18 protein-coding genes are annotated in these 15410 nt (G+C 43.0%); 10 read left to right on the forward strand and 8 right to left on the reverse strand.

Annotation, left to right across the window (positions count from 1 at the left end; all coding sequences use genetic code 11):
• The 6 genes from L976_RS12150 to L976_RS12175 form a co-directional block, all read left to right on the forward strand.
• Positions 1-854 (forward strand): hypothetical protein (locus L976_RS12150; RefSeq protein ID WP_231570496.1); only part of this gene is annotated, 854 nt, incomplete at its 5' end.
• 120 nt (positions 855-974) lie between these two features.
• Complete coding sequence (locus L976_RS12155; RefSeq protein WP_047537040.1) at positions 975-1205, forward strand: hypothetical protein; 231 nt, start codon at positions 975-977, stop codon at positions 1203-1205.
• A gap of 238 nt (positions 1206-1443) precedes the next feature.
• Positions 1444-1653 (forward strand): hypothetical protein, encoded by a 210-nt coding sequence (locus L976_RS12160; protein ID WP_047537043.1) that lies wholly within the window; start codon positions 1444-1446, stop codon positions 1651-1653.
• A gap of 97 nt (positions 1654-1750) precedes the next feature.
• Entirely contained in the window at positions 1751-2059 is a 309-nt protein-coding gene (locus L976_RS12165; protein ID WP_047537046.1) for a hypothetical protein, read from the forward strand.
• A gap of 83 nt (positions 2060-2142) precedes the next feature.
• Positions 2143-2517, forward strand: coding sequence for a hypothetical protein (locus L976_RS12170; RefSeq protein WP_139122658.1), 375 nt, complete (start codon positions 2143-2145; stop codon positions 2515-2517).
• A 278-nt stretch (positions 2518-2795) separates the two neighbouring features.
• Entirely contained in the window at positions 2796-3557 is a 762-nt protein-coding gene (locus tag L976_RS12175; protein ID WP_047537049.1) for a tRNA-uridine aminocarboxypropyltransferase, read from the forward strand.
• Between the two features lie 63 nt (positions 3558-3620).
• Here the strand turns inward: L976_RS12175 and L976_RS12180 are convergent, their stop codons facing one another.
• Entirely contained in the window at positions 3621-5678 is a 2058-nt protein-coding gene (locus tag L976_RS12180) for a PhoX family protein (protein ID WP_047537052.1), read from the reverse strand.
• Between the two features lie 176 nt (positions 5679-5854).
• On the reverse strand, positions 5855-6958 hold the full coding sequence (locus tag L976_RS12185; RefSeq protein WP_052184068.1) for a tyrosine-type recombinase/integrase: 1104 nt from the start codon (positions 6956-6958) through the stop codon (positions 5855-5857).
• A gap of 593 nt (positions 6959-7551) precedes the next feature.
• On the opposite strand from L976_RS12185, the gene L976_RS12190 reads away from it, so the two are divergent.
• The 3 genes from L976_RS12190 to L976_RS12200 all read left to right on the forward strand — a co-directional run bounded on the left by L976_RS12190 (position 7552) and on the right by L976_RS12200 (position 10574).
• Positions 7552-8052, forward strand: a complete 501-nt coding sequence (locus L976_RS12190; RefSeq protein ID WP_037428080.1) for a hypothetical protein — start codon at positions 7552-7554, stop codon at positions 8050-8052.
• Positions 8053-8210: 158 nt separating this feature from the next.
• Complete coding sequence (locus L976_RS12195; RefSeq protein ID WP_037418945.1) at positions 8211-8531, forward strand: hypothetical protein; 321 nt, start codon at positions 8211-8213, stop codon at positions 8529-8531.
• Between the two features lie 75 nt (positions 8532-8606).
• A complete protein-coding gene (locus L976_RS12200) occupies positions 8607-10574 on the forward strand; it encodes a RecQ family ATP-dependent DNA helicase (protein ID WP_047537054.1) in 1968 nt (655 codons plus the stop codon).
• 42 nt (positions 10575-10616) lie between these two features.
• Here the strand turns inward: L976_RS12200 and L976_RS12205 are convergent, their stop codons facing one another.
• From L976_RS12205 to punR, 6 genes are all read right to left on the reverse strand, one after another.
• Positions 10617-10955, reverse strand: a complete 339-nt coding sequence (locus L976_RS12205; protein ID WP_047537057.1) for a TusE/DsrC/DsvC family sulfur relay protein — start codon at positions 10953-10955, stop codon at positions 10617-10619.
• Entirely contained in the window at positions 10949-11230 is a 282-nt protein-coding gene (gene tusB, locus L976_RS12210; RefSeq protein WP_037418953.1) for a sulfurtransferase complex subunit TusB, read from the reverse strand. Before tusB ends, L976_RS12205 begins: the two co-directional genes overlap by 7 nt.
• A complete protein-coding gene (gene tusC, locus L976_RS12215) occupies positions 11230-11586 on the reverse strand; it encodes a sulfurtransferase complex subunit TusC (RefSeq protein WP_011622737.1) in 357 nt (118 codons plus the stop codon). The genes tusB and tusC overlap by 1 nt, the downstream gene beginning before the upstream one ends.
• 14 nt (positions 11587-11600) lie before the next feature.
• Complete coding sequence (gene tusD, locus L976_RS12220; protein WP_047540451.1) at positions 11601-11990, reverse strand: sulfurtransferase complex subunit TusD; 390 nt, start codon at positions 11988-11990, stop codon at positions 11601-11603.
• Between the two features lie 59 nt (positions 11991-12049).
• Complete coding sequence (locus L976_RS12225; protein WP_037418955.1) at positions 12050-12709, reverse strand: Bax inhibitor-1/YccA family protein; 660 nt, start codon at positions 12707-12709, stop codon at positions 12050-12052.
• Between the two features lie 259 nt (positions 12710-12968).
• Positions 12969-13871, reverse strand: a complete 903-nt coding sequence (gene punR / locus L976_RS12230) for a DNA-binding transcriptional activator PunR (protein ID WP_037418958.1) — start codon at positions 13869-13871, stop codon at positions 12969-12971.
• Positions 13872-13986: 115 nt separating this feature from the next.
• Here punR and punC point away from each other — a divergent pair, with 115 nt between their 5' ends.
• Positions 13987-15258 (forward strand): purine nucleoside transporter PunC, encoded by a 1272-nt coding sequence (gene punC, locus L976_RS12235; protein ID WP_047537064.1) that lies wholly within the window; start codon positions 13987-13989, stop codon positions 15256-15258.
• Positions 15259-15410 lie beyond the last annotated feature (152 nt).

Below are 15410 nucleotides of genomic sequence, written 5' to 3' on the forward strand. Positions count from 1 at the left end.
CTGCCAAGGGATTTAAAATGACACTTATACTTGCTGGTCATAGTTCAGGTGGATTTGAAGAGGGGATTTATTTTGCCGCAGACTCTCATATCACACAGAACAATCATGTCCTAGTGAAGGGCTTTAAAAAAGTAATTGAGATTCCAATTCGAGTTAAGGGGTTAAATTTCTGTGGTGAGTGGTTTAATGGTTATCTAGGCAATAGGTATGAAGGCGCTTGTAGTGTTGCGTTTGCAGGAAGCTCTTTAGTTGCTCAGCATTTGATCAACTCAATGAGGAATCATTTAACAGGATTATTTCCTACTTATTACAATGGTAGCTATCAAATAGTTATGTCATGTGAAGCTAATAAGCACTTAAGACAAACTAATTATGACGAATCTATGTTTTTAGATAGTCATTTAGACACAATTTTAACCGCCGAGTATGTATCTCAAGTAATCTGCCATTCTATTGAAGCGGTATTAAATAAAGCTAGAGAACATGGCTCTATGAGTAGGTTGTTTACAGCTTATCAGGCTGAGTTTATTTTAGGTGTTCAATGCCCTCAAACCAGAGAGTACTTTTTATATCAGTATGAAATTGTCCCTGACCAAGAGTTAGGAGCAAGGGTTGAAACCACTAAAGTTGATCAAAACGAACTAGCAGTAATTGGTGCAAAAAAATTTAAAGGCGGTGCACTTATAGAGTTAGCACAATGTAAAGGTGAAGAAAAAACCTCAGAGAGAATTTTTCGCTACCTTAATAGTGTCATTGAGAGTGAAACAAGTATTGGAAACAACGGAATAGGTAAACCAAGTGGTTTGTATAATTTACAAGGTAATATTCTGTCTAGAATTGGATTCGAGCGTTAAGCAGCTAACAAGCCAAGTCAATGGGACAATTTTAAGCTGGCTCCCGTCGCTTCGCTCCTATTTTTGCCAGCTTAAAAGTTGCCCCTGCTTGGGGCGTTATATAACAAGAGGCAGATTCAAGTGAGTAAAGCCCTGATCATCATTGGCTGTTTAGTTCTTTTATATGCTATCGCGGCCTTCGCGGTAGACTTCTTACCGGTTGAGACATTTCAATCATCGTCTGATGATACTTACTTAAAGGTCGTGTCTACGGCTGAGAATTCATTTGATTGGACGCAATTTAGGCTTCCCGCATTAGCAGTAGGGGCAATACTCGTTGCTATCGGCATGTTAGTCGGTGGTAAAAATTAGCATGTTATATAACAAGCGCAGTCACAAGCGGCCACTGCGTGGCCTGGACCTCAACCGCTGCGCGGGTTTCGGCCTGTGCTGCGAGCGTTAGGTATATGACGTGAGCTTCGAGAATTATTCAAATTTAAAGGTTCGTTATCATGTTTACGGAACCCTGTTTACTTGCTTAGCTATAGTGATTTCAAGCATACCAACGTATTACATTAGTAATTGGGTTGCCGATTTTTTAGGAGTGGACATGGACGCTCCCGGTACTCCAGGTGCAAGTTTGGACTCATTTGATTATTTACTCTTATCTATCATGTTCTTGGATTTTATTTTTAGTTTGTGTTTTGTAATTTATTTGATTTGCCTTTATAAAAAATGGTCTTTCAAGCAAGGAGTTAGCTTGTTAATTTTGGGTAAAAATATACCTAGTCATTGGTTTGACAAGCCGAATGATACCTAACAAGTTGCTTAATTTCGTTCCGACCACAAAAAGCCGTGGCCTCCACTGGACTGCCTACGCTGCGGCAGCCCATTAGCAAAGCGTTAGGCACTTAAATATGATGAAGAGTTTTAGATCGCGTCTTAGGCAATTGGTTTTTATTCCAATAATTGTCGCTGCATATCTATTGATTCTCCGGGGAACTATAGAATTTTTTCACCCTAAAGATGGCGGACTTCTTTATATTGTCGATTTTATTTTTGGTCGGGAAACAGCATTTTGGGCTGCTGCCTATGTTTCCTATCATTGTTATGGATTTTTAAGTCAATCCATATGGGGGGATCCGATTATATTTTATTCCTTGCTTAGTACCGTATTTATATTTTCTGTCTTTTTAACTAAAACAAAAATTGGCAAAAATGCCTAACAAACGCCAGCACACCGCGCCTGCGGCCGCTGGACTCGCAACAAGTTGCTCGCCGTTAAGGCGCGCGTTATGTGTGAATGACTATGGATTGGCATCAAATGGAAGTATTCAACGGTATCGATCTCAATGATTCTTTCGTTTTAGATTGGAGCTATGAGAATAACAGCTTGTACTTTGAGCTGGAGGCCAGCATCTGGCCAGAGTCCAAATATTATGCTGAGCCAAAGCTAAATGAATATACGTGTTACCGAAAAGCAATACTTCAATTCGTTAATACAGTTTCCGTTATTGGTTTAAAACCCAAGTCAGCCGTAATGTCATCAACTGATTCAGATGGGTCAATTGATTATGGCAACATTGATACATTGCAGGTGGTCGATGGTGGATTTGAGCTTACAGGTGATTTTGGAAATATAAAAATATTTGGCGGGGAGCTTCGATTTGAAATTCACACATAACAAGCCGCGTCATTTGCAGCCTTCGGCTGCAGCGACGCTCACAAGTTCGCGCGCATGCACGGGGCGTTAACCCATAGAAATTTTTATCCGAAATTCACCTGATACAGTCGACGTTCTGACACGCTTTAATGTCCCAAAACGAGTTGCCTGAGTATGAGACTTTATTACTCTTCCACAATTGCACCTTTATCGGCCAAAGGATACACTGCGCCTCCGCGGCATAATGGCACACCTTGTGTACTGCCTTTTAAAACGAGTTTGATTGAGAATTGGTTGCTATGGCTCTTGCCCCACACGCTGTACATCGCTTATATGAATATCGCAAATCCATTTCAACTAAGCCTTTTGGCGCTCGCGGCAAAAAACTCATCCGTTGTCCTTTGTGTTTGTTAGGTGCGCAATTTTGTACTTGTTCGCTGCGCAGGCAGTTAACCACTCAGGCGAGCTTTCTGCTGATCATGTATAACGACGAGGTCATCAAGCCAACCAATAGTGGCCGCTTAATTGCGGATCTGATCCCTGATACCTATGCGTTTCTGTGGTCGCGTACCGAGCCAGCAGCTGAGATGCTAGCACTGTTAAGCAACGAGCATTATCAGCCGTTTTTAGTGTTTCCCGCCCAATATGCTAACCCAGGCCAAACCGTATTAAGCCAAGTACCCATGGCTACGCTGGCGAACGGTAAACGCCCTTTATTGATTATGCTCGATGGCAGTTGGCGAGAAGCCATTAAAATGTTTCGTAAGAGCGCTTATCTGCAAGATTTACCTATCTTGTCTTTTGATCCTAATACGTTAGCGACTTACGCACTACGTAAGGGCAGTCACGATTTTCAATTGGGGACGGCAGAAGTTGCTTCACTGGCATTGGCTGCGATGGGTGAAGAGGCAAATGGTAAAGCATTAACCACATGGTTCGATCTGTTTGTCGAGTCATCATTACTTGGGCGCAACCGTCGCTGCCGTGAAGATATTCTACCGATCAGCGAGTTTACCGATGCCTTTGAAGCGGCTTATCGCGCTGCGACGTTGGAGTTGTGATTTATAGAAAATCCCCTCGAGTGAGGGGATTGATGTGCTTTATCTGATGCTTTAGTCGATAAATTAAACGGCGACTTCTTTGCCATCGAGTTTACGGATCACCACAGTGGCCGCGCGAGGGCGAAGCACGACACCTGTAGGCGTGACTTCAGCAGCGTTGTTTGAATAAGGCCAGTTTCCCGGATGCTGGATGTTGGCAAATACCGAGGTATAATCAGGGCTTATAGCAAAACCTGTGACTTCACAATCGTTGGGACCTACAAAAAAGCGTTTTAACTCCATTTGGTTATTGCTCGTTAAACTCGCTTGCTTATTGGCACTATCAAGCAGCGTCGAAGGGACAATCGCCAGCATTTGATCGTTCGTTTCTTCGGCGACTTCTTCAGCACCATTATCGGTTTGTACCCATAAGATCCCGCGTTTATCAAAGGCAAGGCCATCTGGGCTGGCAAATTGGTTTAGATCCGTTAAGCCAGATAAATTAGTCTCGGCATTACCATCACTTGGCGAGCCAAAGACAAAAATATCCCAGGTAAATTCAGTCTCTTTCTCAGCTTCATCCCAACGAATAATATGTCCAAAGTTATTTTTCAATCTTGGATTTGCGGGGTTGGCTTCGGTACGTTTCGAGTTATTTGTCAGTGTTAAATAGGCTGAACCTGTGAAAGGATCGACTGCGCACCACTCTGGACGATCCATCGGCGTTGCCCCTAGTAAATCTGCTGCTCCAGCGGTATTAAGAATAATCTCAGCCAGACTTGCAAAGGTGTCACCTAAGGTTTTGCCATCAGTCGTTTGGCTAGCTAAGGTCAACGGTAGCCAAGCACCAACGCCATTTTCATTAAACTTAGCCGCATATAATGTGCCTTCGTTCATATATTTATCGCCAACTTCAAGGCGATTGCTGCTGTTGGCATCTTGTGGGTCCCAAGGTGCTGCCGACACGAATTTATAGAGGTACTCAAAACGCGCATCATGACCAGAATAAAATACCACGGGTTTACCTTCGCTCAACTTACCAAAAGTACAACCTTCGTGACGGAAACGCCCTAAGGCAGTGCGCTTAATTGCGCGGGATGTGGGATTGTATGGATCTATTTCGACGATATAACCATGGCCATTGGCTTCATTGCGATAATCGTCCTGCGCGCTCGTTTCCTTTGGGGTCACATCAAAGCGGCTAAATTCATCAAGGCGTTCTTCATCTTGGCCGGCAAGATCATCCCAGCCATAACGACTGGAGGTTTTACTGATCCCAATGCGAATTTGATCTGGAGTGAGAGAGCCACGGTTAACAAAATATTCAGGCCAATTTTCCTCACATGTGAGGTAAGTGCCCCAAGGGGTATAACCATTACCACAGTTATTTAAAGTACCACGAGCTTGGCTACCATCGGGGGAGTATCGGGTTTCAAGCAGTGAAGAATAAGCTAGAGGACCGGCGATATCCATTACTGTCGCGCCGGTAAAACGGCGATTATGGCGATCGTTATAAATTACTTCCCATTGATTATTCGTGAATTTGATTCTAACCACTGACACTCCATGGGCATTAATTTCCTTGCGAACTTCATCGACAATGGTTCGTAATCCCGTTGTTGCATCGACCGTTGGACCATTGGGATGTAGGGCTATTTCATCAATATATTCATGGTTAATACACAATAAACCATCATCACCAGCGTCATTCAATGGGAAAAAATGCATTCCGTCATGGTGCATACCGACAGCGTTGGCTTGGTCATCTGCGGTATTACTGCCATCCGCTTTCCAAGGTGCAGCTTTAGAATTTAATGGTGTCCCCCAAGGTGCAAGGACTTGGGCGGTATACCCCTCAGGTACGACTACAGCATCTAAACGTGCGCCTTTGACTGAGGTAAAATTAAGCTTAGCGCTACTTTTGCTAGGTGGTAATGGTGGCACGGGATCAACTGGGGTGGGGGAGGAGGAATTGTCAGAACCACATCCCGTCAATCCTATACCTGCAAAGGCGGTCATGGCCCCTAGACCTAATCCACTTTTGACAAAATTACGACGAGATAAATGTTTATCCAACACTTGGTTAAAAGGTTCGTTATTACTTTTATTATAGCGTGTAGGATCAAAGGTAGCCTTGCTCATATTTTACTCCAGCTAGTACGGATAATTAATTTCGTGACTTAGCCTAAAGTACTTATATGACACCAAAACGGCATTTATATTACAGGAATACTGCAATGACTAACCATAAACATTTGCAAGACTTAACTTAAAAATATCTTAAATACAGTATTGTGAATTATGGACTAATAAAATGGTTAATCTTCTTTCGGTTTTAGATAATGGCGCAATGAACGCGGATCCGTATGACCAGTTCGTGCCATGATATATAGTGTATCCTTATTGTTTTCATGTAGTTGTGTTACGCATCCGCTGCGTAAACTATGTGCGCCGTAGTATTGAGCGGGTAATCCTGCTTTTACGCAATATTGTTTGATAATTCGATAAATATCGTCTCCATTTAAGAATCCACTATTTCGGTTAAATGTGGTATTGGACTTGTTATTATCTTTCACTTGATAAGGTCTTAAGGTTTTTCCATCACGAGAGATAGAGCGAAATAAATGCCCATCATTAATCTGACTTTCATGTAACCATGCTTTTACTGCATGATAAGCGGCGAAAGGTTCAGAATCAGGTAAATTTTTCCATTCTCTTAATCCTTGCTGATTACTTTTAGAAAATGGCAGGCGTACTTTTAATTTATCCCGCATAAAACTTAAATATTGCACCTTCAAATTCGCCAACTCAGAACGGCGAAATCCTCCTTGTAAACCGAGTTGAATAATAGCCTTATCCCTTGAACGCAGCAGAGGATGAGGTTGTTGCTCAACCGCTTGGAGCAGTAACTCTACTTCATCGTACATTATCGGTTGTTGATCATAATCTTGCACTCGGCGATTGTGATTACGACTCAAACCGCGCATGACTCGGAGCACCAGCGGGTGCTCAGTGGGTGACGGAAAACCCGCTTGTATGTGATAGTAACGAATCGCGGCTAACCGAGTGGTTAAGGTTTGCTTAGAAAGCTGCATCCCAGTGTCGGCCATTAGCAATTCTTTTTGATGACCAATAAAAGAAATAACGCTTCTTGGATCAGTCGGTAATGATTGTAATCTGTGTTCTAAGCAATATTGTGCAAATAGACTGAAGCTCGTTTGGTATACACGGCGAGTATTGCTGGATATTTCAAATTCAGTTTCGGCTGCTGCATTATAAAAGTCATTATGCACAGATTGGGGAAGTGCACTTTCTTCAAAAAATGCATTATCAGCTTGTGTAAGTTTCTTTGTTAAATGAGTGTTTACCCCTACGGGTTGCTGATTAACATCTATTGGATAAAATCGATTCGTTTTTGACATTAGAGCGATTTTCACTGCCGATAAAACTGGCGCAATTATACGTAAATCTTTGCTATTACTACCAGTGATAATCGTCATTATCACTGGTAGTCGAGTTATATGAGGTTAAAATGCACAAATAGGTTATAAATAAAACAGTTTAGAGAGGGCTAGGGCAAAATAGAGTGAAATTTATTTTTATATGAAAATTCAACCATCATTTACTGTGATTCACATTATTGCTTAAATATTATTCCATAAATGGTGTTGAACTTAGTGTTGGCGATAAAACACTCTACTTGATATTTAATGCTTGCCATAAAGTAGTAAGGATTAATTAAAATATTTAAATATGGTTACACCATTTTATTGATGATTAATGTTGACTAAATTTAAGACAGAATGATTGTTTGTGCTGAGCTGGTTAAAATTTAGTCTTTTAAAAACATAATATTAGCCATGATTACCAAGATGAACCTCCGCCTTAACCGTACAGCTTTTAAGCGAGAAGAAGGTTATAGCAAAAACGATCGATAAAATGGTGTAACCATTCTTTTATTTTATGGTGTTTATCGATATCATGGGCTTATCCGTTAACAACAGGTTTTGCATAAATGACGACAGCCTATTTTTGGGAATATCATCAAGAAGCACCAACCTCGGGGCGAAAATTACGGTTATTGGATAAAGCAGAATTAGTATTTGCCTTACCGTTAATTTATCGTATGGTTCATCCAGATGTGGTAGGGGAAAAGGCAGGATGGTTTAACTTATTGATGCATTCACCTACAAGTTATACTGAGTTAATCGCTAACATAAATATACTGGTTCAATTACGTAAGAAAAATCAAACCGTAGATGTTCAATTACAGCAAGTGAATCGAATGCTGAATCAATATTTTAGTGATTTAGGATGGCGCATGGTTCGCAAAGAACTTTCCCAGATAAAAAAGCGTCAGAAAAAGTCCCACATCGAAGTTAGCAAGGATATTATCTTACGCTTAAAGCGTTATATGGAACTTGAGCGTTTAGATAGTTTTGATCAAGCACTTGATACGTTATTATCAGAACATGCCGCTACTGTTTCTGCCGCAAATGAAGAAGAAACCTTTTAAATAATGTTCATATCAACCAACGGCTATGTTTACCATCTTCAATACGTGACTTTTTGGTTTAGTGACGTAAACTAAACTGAAGTTAACGATGACGCTGGCGTTAATCGCACAACGTTGGACAATGCTTCTAGCAGAAGTTTGTGACATAGGGAAATAATATGCCAAAAAAGCTATCAGTACTTTGCCGAGTTGAACCTGGTTGTCTCGGGCCCGATGGCCGCGAACATATTGAAGCTTTTTGTACCTTAGCACAGCAGGCCATGAAGCATTTTGCTGTTGATTTAGTGACGTGGACCTTAGTGCCTCGTTACGATAAAACCATGCCAGAAATGGAATACACGGTTGATCATAAAAATTTGTCACGTTCTCAAGTTTCCCAATACTTCAATACATTAGGTCAAGATCTCGATACATTTGAAGAGGTCTTTAACGATAAGCTCACCGCATTTATCAATTTATATTTAGCCAGAAAGTCATAGCGACAAGGTCTAATCGTTCTCAGCATTTCTTCAGTCGCAGACCCTGTCTATATGATAGGGTACAAGGATTTTTCAATGTCTTATTCAGCACCTCAGCCCGATGATGTATCAACCTTGATACCACTATTACAGCAACAATTTGGCTTTGCAGGATTTAGACAGGGTCAAGGTGAGGTTATCTCTCAGCTATTAGCTGGCCAGTCGAGCCTGGCGATTTTTCCTACTGGCTCAGGAAAATCGCTCTGCTATCAATTTACCGCGCTACAACTTCCCCATTTAACCTTAGTGGTTTCGCCATTGTTGGCTTTGATTAAAGATCAATTAAGTTTTTTACAACAGAAGGGCATTAAAGCGGCGAGTATTGATTCGACCTTAACACCAGAAATGACTCAACAGGTGATGCGTGAGGCTCGCTCAGGCGAGTTAAAATTGCTAATGGTTTCGGTGGAGCGATTTAAAAATGAGCGATTTAGGCAATTTATTCAATCAATTCCGATTTCTATGCTAGTTGTTGATGAAGCGCACTGTATCTCAGAATGGGGACATAACTTTCGCCCCGATTATTTAAAACTCCCCGATTATCGCCGCGAATTAGCGATTCCATTGGTGCTGTTACTCACGGCCACTGCAACACGTAAAGTAAAGCTTGATATGGCGGCGCGTTTTGATATTAAGCCACAACACATTGTTCAAACAGGCTTTTATCGTGCTAATCTCGACTTGACAGTACTACCTGTAGCAAGTCAGCACAAGCTGGCCGCACTACAACAGCAGTTACAACATGTTATCGGTGCAGGAATTGTCTATGTGACTTTGCAGCATACGGCAGAGGAGGTGGCCGCTGAACTTTGCCGTATGGGATTTGAAGCAAGCGCCTATCATGCTGGGTTTGAGGATGAGAAACGCCAGCAAATTCAGCAGGACTTTATGCAGGGCAATATCAACATCGTTGTTGCGACCATCGCCTTTGGAATGGGGATTGATAAAAGCAATATTCGTTTTGTGATCCACTATGACTTACCAAAATCTATTGAAAATTACTGCCAAGAAATTGGCCGCGCAGGGCGTGATGGACAACTTTCCCATTGCGTCACTTTAGCCAATTTGGATGGGATCAACACTGTCGAAAACTTTGTTTATGGCGATACGCCTGAACTGGCAAGTATTAAGGCTGTAATTAATAACATTCGCGAAGAAACCCACAATGGACGTTGGGAACTGCAACTTCATCAACTGTCAACTGTGAGTAATATTAGACAACTCCCTCTGAAAACGTTACTCGTGCAGCTTGAAATGCAAGGCATCATCAAACCACTTTATGCCTATTACGCCGATATTCGTTACCGTTTTATTGTGCCGCAAGAGCAATTTTTGCATCAGTTTTCACCCGAACGGCAGGCATTTTTAACTGATATTTTCGCCCACACCCAAATGAAGCGCATTTGGGGCAGTTTGGATTTTTCTTCACTGTATCAGGCTACGGGGGCTGAACGAACTCGAGTAATGGCTGCGTTAGAATATCTTGCGAGTCAGCAACTCATTGAATTAGAAACAAAGCAAGTCACCGATGTCTATCAAGTCGATGAACAAGGCTTAGTACAGGAAAACCGAGCAGAGCAGCTCTATCAATACTTTGCTGATAAAGAAGTAAAAGAAATTGCTCGCATTGCACAGTTAGTACGATTTTTTGAGCTAACAAGTTGCTTAAATTACAATTTAGCTCGCTATTTTGACGATAATGCAGCACCTCAATCCTGTGGTCATTGCAGTGTTTGTCGTGGCCGAGTGGCTAAATTGACCTATTCTGAAGAGCCAATATGGCCTGATGATACGCAAATTTGTGCCGATTTAAATGAGTTAAAACTCGCAGCAGAAGCCAAAGGCTTAGCACCTTTGTCCTTAGATACCCAATGCCAGTTTTTAGCAGGCCTGACTCAACCTATCTTGACTCGTTTGCAAGCTCGCAAACTCCAAGGCTTCGGACGTTTGGAAAAATGTAGATACGCCGATATCAAGCAAAAGCTTGAAAAAGCGGGTACTTAAGGGGTAATGATTGAAGGCATATATGCTATATGCCTTTCGTCATCAGATGCATTTAGCGGGTTTAGGTAATCCTGCGATTTTTGTCGCCTGTTTAGCCGGGCCAACGGGAAACAGCGTATAGAGGTATTTGGAATTGCCTTTATCTGGGCCTAAGGTTTGGCCAATGGCTTTAACTAACACCCTAATCGCAGGGCTGGTTTTATATTCCAGATAAAAATCCCGAACAAAATTGACCACTTCCCAGTGAGCACTGGTCAGTTCAATTTGTTCTTCATGAGCGAGCAGCTGCGCCATATCCGGGTGCCAGTCGGCGATATTCTTCAAATAGCCTTGATGGTCGCGTTCAATTTCGACGCCGTTAAATATAAGCGGATTTACCACGTGATCACCTTATCGTGCTGTAGAGCTTGAGTGACAAACTCGTTGTAATCAATTTGACTAATGTTATTAAGACGTTCCGTTAAGCCGCGGGCGATAACATCGTCTTTCAGCACCATTACCTTAAAGGGTGATAGCGCCATGGCCCATTGGCGCAGTAATAATGCATTTACGCCATCACTCGAGAGTAAAATCGCATCCTCTTTGCAAGCATAACGCAGGCAAAGTTTGAGGGCATTGTCTCGGCTGGGCGAGGTTTGAATATGATGTAAAATCATTAGAATACTAAGACCTCATCGACAGCTTTTAAGTGAGCTGAAATCGCTTCATCGTTTAAGATTGTCACCGGAATCGACAGCAAACCATGGCTTAAGCCGTAGTCACCTAAAGATTGTTTGCAGGCGAACACCGATTCGATGTCGTACAGCGGGAGCGCTTTTAACGCCGCGAGGTAATCTTTACCACCGATAAGTTCGGGTTGTTGGTCTTTAAGCAGATGAAGCACGCCTTCATCGACAAACACTAAACTCACTTCTTGCTCAAAACTGGCGCTTAACAGGGCAAAGTCTAAGGCCTCGCGGCCTTTAGTGGTGCCATGGGGCGCGCTTCGGAACAATATACAGATTTTTTTCATAACATTTCCGAAGCTTAAAAGCAGATCAAACGATCGGCTGATTCAATTCCCGTGACCAGTTCACCCAGTCCACCCATAATAAAAGAACGTTCCACATTCCAGTGGCTTAGCCCGTTCTCTTGTGCCTCTTGCTGCGAGACTATGCCGCGCCGTAATGCCGCAGAAACACAGTTAACTAACGAGACTTGATGCTCGGCAGCCAGTTGTTTCCAGCCTTTAACCACATCATATTCATCGGATGCGGGTAAGTTAAAGTCCGTGGAGTTATACACGCCATCCTGATAGAAAAACACGCAGACAATCTCATGTCCGCTTTGCAGGGAGGCTTGGGTGAAACGTAGGGCATTCACACTTGCCGACGTGCCATAGGCTGGCCCGTTTACTTGGATAATAAATTTGCTCATCATAAAAAAAATGGCCCTAAAAGTAGGGCCATTTTAGCGTAAGTTTCCCGAAAAGGGGATTAATCATCGTTACCAATGCCAAGCAAATGCAAAATGGCAATAAACAGGTTTAAAAAGTCCAGATACAAGGAGATAGTGGCGCGGATATAGTTAGTCTCGCCACCATTTACGATACGGCTAGTATCGAACAGGATAAAGCCGGTCATTAACAGCGCAAGACCTGCGTTAATCGCCATAAAGGCCACACTATTACCCACGAAAATGTTAATCAGCGCAGCGGCGATCACCACAATCAATCCTGCGAACAAGAACCCACGTAGGAAAGAGAAATCTTTCTTCGTCGTTACCGCGTAGGCAGAGAGCGCAATAAAGATAACTGATGTTAAACCAAGAGCTTGCATGATAAGCTCAGAGCCATTCGTCATACCAGCATAGTGGTTAAGCATGTAACCTAATGAGGCGCCTTCCATACCAGTAAAGGCAAAAACCCAGAAGATGCCTGCCGCTGAATCGGCTTTTCGTAAGGTTACAAATAGCAGTACTAAACCGCCGATAGATAAACCGAGTGACATCAGAGGGCTGATGTTGAGCGCCATCGCTAAGCCTGCACACAATGCAGAAAAGGCGAGGGTCATGGCCAGTAACAGATAAGTGTTTTTAAGAAGTTTATTCACTTCTAAGGTGGATGCACTCGTTGAGTACAGGGTTTGCTGAGTCATATCTTTCTCCATTAGCTTTTGAATCCAAACTGATCATTTTGATTTTTAACGGGCACGAGAGTTCCCATTAATCTCGCAAATCCAGTAATCCTGTTTGCATAGTAACTAAAACAGCGCTTGGCTTAAAGGATTCACGCCACAAATAACAAGTTGTAAAGGCTGATTTTTCTGTGTTGTCTGATGATTCAGCCGTATTTCGTTACAACAGTGCAACACAAAGACTTTAAAACAAGCTTAATCCTGTGATCATACGGCAATATTACGCCAGCCATTCACGGTGTAATTTATCGGTATCGCCTAAATAATCTAGCACCCAGGCCAGGGCGGGCGACATCTTATCGGCGTTCCAAGCCAGACAGCAGGGGCTAGTCAGCTTAGGATTTTCAAGCTGTTTTTCGACCAAGGCGCCAGCTTTGATAAAGACGCTGGCCAAATGAACTGGCATATAGCCAATGCCGAGGCCCTCTCTAAAACAGTTAATCGCGCGGATCCAATCCGGCACCACGAGTCTGCGCTGATTCTCCAATAACCAGGTCATGCGTTTCGGAATTTCCCGCGAGGTATCTTCCAAACAGATGGAGGGGAAGGGGCGTAATTCATCGTCGGTTAAAGGTCGGTCAATATTGGCTAAGGGATGGTTTTTGCTCACCAAAAACGCCCATTGAATATCGCCCATGTCTTTATATTGGTATACGCCACCTACGGGAATGGCGGTGGTTGCACCAATGGCGATATCACTTCGACCGGTCGCAAGCGCCTCCCACACCCCGTTAAAGACCTCTATGCGGATGATAAGCTCAATATCGTGGAAATGACGGTAAAAGTCGGCGATTAATACGCTAATTCTGTCGGCGCGGACTATGTTATCTAAGGCGATAGACAGTGTGGGTTGCCAACCATTTGCCACACGTTGAGTGCCACGTTTCATCTCATCCATTTGAGTCAGCAAGTTTCTGGCTTGCTTAACAAAATGCTCTCCCGCAGGGGTTAAGGTCACGCTGCGGTGGTGGCGCTCAAATAACACAACACCGAGTTCTTCTTCGATTTGCTTAACGGCATAACTGACCGCTGAAGGGACCTTGTGCAGTCGATTGGCTGCCGCTGTAAAACTCCCCACCCGGGCCACGATATCAATGAGTTCTAACGCTTGTTCCGAGAGCATAGCTGACATCCATTGTGATGAAAATAATTGATAGCATCTGTCAAAAATAAACGTTTCCAATCAAATTAACAAGTATTTAGACTGCACGCCTTAAGTCTTTTGACATGATTATTTTATGAAAACATCTAGTAATATCTTTGTAAATATGAAGTTTTTTATATTCTTATTCTATTTGGCCTTGTTAAGCATGTTAGGCTTTATTGCCACAGACATGTATTTACCTGCTTTCAAAGCAATTGAAAGTTCGTTCAATTCTTCACCTTCACAAGTGGCGATTTCGCTCACCTGTTTCTTGGCTGGTTTAGCCTTAGGGCAGCTGATTTATGGCCCTTTGGTCAGTAAACTCGGCAAACGTTATGCCCTGATCCTCGGCCTTGGCATTTTTGCCGCGTCCAGTGTTGCAATTGCCAATAGCGACTCGATACTGATGTTGAACATCGCTCGATTCTTCCAAGCCATTGGCGCCTGTAGTGCTGGCGTTATTTGGCAAGCGATTGTGGTCGAACAGTATGATGCCGAAAAAGCTCAGGGGATCTTCAGCAATATTATGCCGTTAGTAGCATTGTCACCCGCATTAGCACCAATCCTTGGTGCTTATATTCTGAACGATTTTGGATGGCGTGCAATCTTTATCTCATTGTGTGTGATTGCCTTTTTATTGGTGCTGATGACCTTATACTTCGTGCCGAGCCATGCAGCGCATCAGGATGCTAAGCCAAGCGCAGTTTCCTACAAGCAGATTTTGAAAAATACCCGTTATTTAGGTAACGTAGTGATTTTTGGTGCGTGTTCAGGTGCGTTCTTTGCCTACTTGACGGTATGGCCGATTGTGATGGAGCAGCATGGCTATCAAGCAACCGAGATTGGCCTTAGCTTTATTCCGCAAACCATCATGTTTATTGTGGGCGGATACGCGAGTAAGTTATTGATAAAACGTATTGGTGCCGACCGTACACTCAACGTATTACTGGCAATGTTTGGACTCTGTGTTATCTCAATTGTATTTTTCACCTTATTAATGAAGATGGAAACTATTTTCCCACTGCTGATTTCGTTCTCGATACTTGCAGCGGCGAACGGGGCGATTTATCCCATCGTCGTGAACAGCGCCTTGCAACAATTTACCCAAAATGCGGCTAAAGCGGCAGGATTACAGAACTTTTTGCAAATCACTATCGCCTTTGGCGCCTCAAGCTTAGTCGCGCTCTGGGCAAGCTCAGGAGAAGTTGCCATAGGTTGGGCCATTTTGAGCTGTTCATTAGTGGTGATCTTGGGTTACCTGTTAAAAACCGAACAAACATGGGCCGATTTTGCCAAACACTTTACTGCGCCGGATCCAGCTCGCCTTGGGATCAATGTGGATAAGAAGCAAAATCAAGCAGATTGAATGTAATACGAGCAGTTAGCGCAAAATTATCAGTTAGTGCTTTACAGTCAGTAAACTAACTTATATTATGCGCATCGTTCGGAGGGGTGGCAGAGTGGTTTAATGCACCGGTCTTGAAAACCGGCGTGGGTTTATAGCCCACCCAGGGTTCA

It is taken from the genome of Shewanella sp. ZOR0012 (assembly GCF_000798835.1).
GTDB classification, from domain to species: domain Bacteria; phylum Pseudomonadota; class Gammaproteobacteria; order Enterobacterales; family Shewanellaceae; genus Shewanella; species Shewanella xiamenensis.

What these genes read in the sequence shown, in the direction of transcription:
- L976_RS12225 (WP_037418955.1), bottom strand. Translation starts at nt 12,709, where the DNA reads ATGACTCAGCAAACCCTGTACTCAACGAGTGCATCCACCTTAGAAGTG.
- L976_RS12165 (WP_047537046.1), top strand. Translation starts at nt 1,751, where the DNA reads ATGATGAAGAGTTTTAGATCGCGTCTTAGGCAATTGGTTTTTATTCCA.
- tusD (WP_047540451.1), bottom strand. Translation starts at nt 11,990, where the DNA reads ATGAGCAAATTTATTATCCAAGTAAACGGGCCAGCCTATGGCACGTCG.
- L976_RS12180 (WP_047537052.1), bottom strand. Translation starts at nt 5,678, where the DNA reads ATGAGCAAGGCTACCTTTGATCCTACACGCTATAATAAAAGTAATAAC.
- L976_RS12190 (WP_037428080.1), top strand. Translation starts at nt 7,552, where the DNA reads ATGACGACAGCCTATTTTTGGGAATATCATCAAGAAGCACCAACCTCG.
- punC (WP_047537064.1), top strand. Translation starts at nt 13,987, where the DNA reads ATGAAAACATCTAGTAATATCTTTGTAAATATGAAGTTTTTTATATTC.
- L976_RS12195 (WP_037418945.1), top strand. Translation starts at nt 8,211, where the DNA reads ATGCCAAAAAAGCTATCAGTACTTTGCCGAGTTGAACCTGGTTGTCTC.
- L976_RS12200 (WP_047537054.1), top strand. Translation starts at nt 8,607, where the DNA reads ATGTCTTATTCAGCACCTCAGCCCGATGATGTATCAACCTTGATACCA.
- punR (WP_037418958.1), bottom strand. Translation starts at nt 13,871, where the DNA reads ATGCTCTCGGAACAAGCGTTAGAACTCATTGATATCGTGGCCCGGGTG.
- tusB (WP_037418953.1), bottom strand. Translation starts at nt 11,230, where the DNA reads ATGATTTTACATCATATTCAAACCTCGCCCAGCCGAGACAATGCCCTC.
- L976_RS12160 (WP_047537043.1), top strand. Translation starts at nt 1,444, where the DNA reads ATGGACGCTCCCGGTACTCCAGGTGCAAGTTTGGACTCATTTGATTAT.
- L976_RS12185 (WP_052184068.1), bottom strand. Translation starts at nt 6,958, where the DNA reads ATGTCAAAAACGAATCGATTTTATCCAATAGATGTTAATCAGCAACCC.
- L976_RS12170 (WP_139122658.1), top strand. Translation starts at nt 2,143, where the DNA reads ATGGATTGGCATCAAATGGAAGTATTCAACGGTATCGATCTCAATGAT.
- tusC (WP_011622737.1), bottom strand. Translation starts at nt 11,586, where the DNA reads ATGAAAAAAATCTGTATATTGTTCCGAAGCGCGCCCCATGGCACCACT.
- L976_RS12175 (WP_047537049.1), top strand. Translation starts at nt 2,796, where the DNA reads ATGGCTCTTGCCCCACACGCTGTACATCGCTTATATGAATATCGCAAA.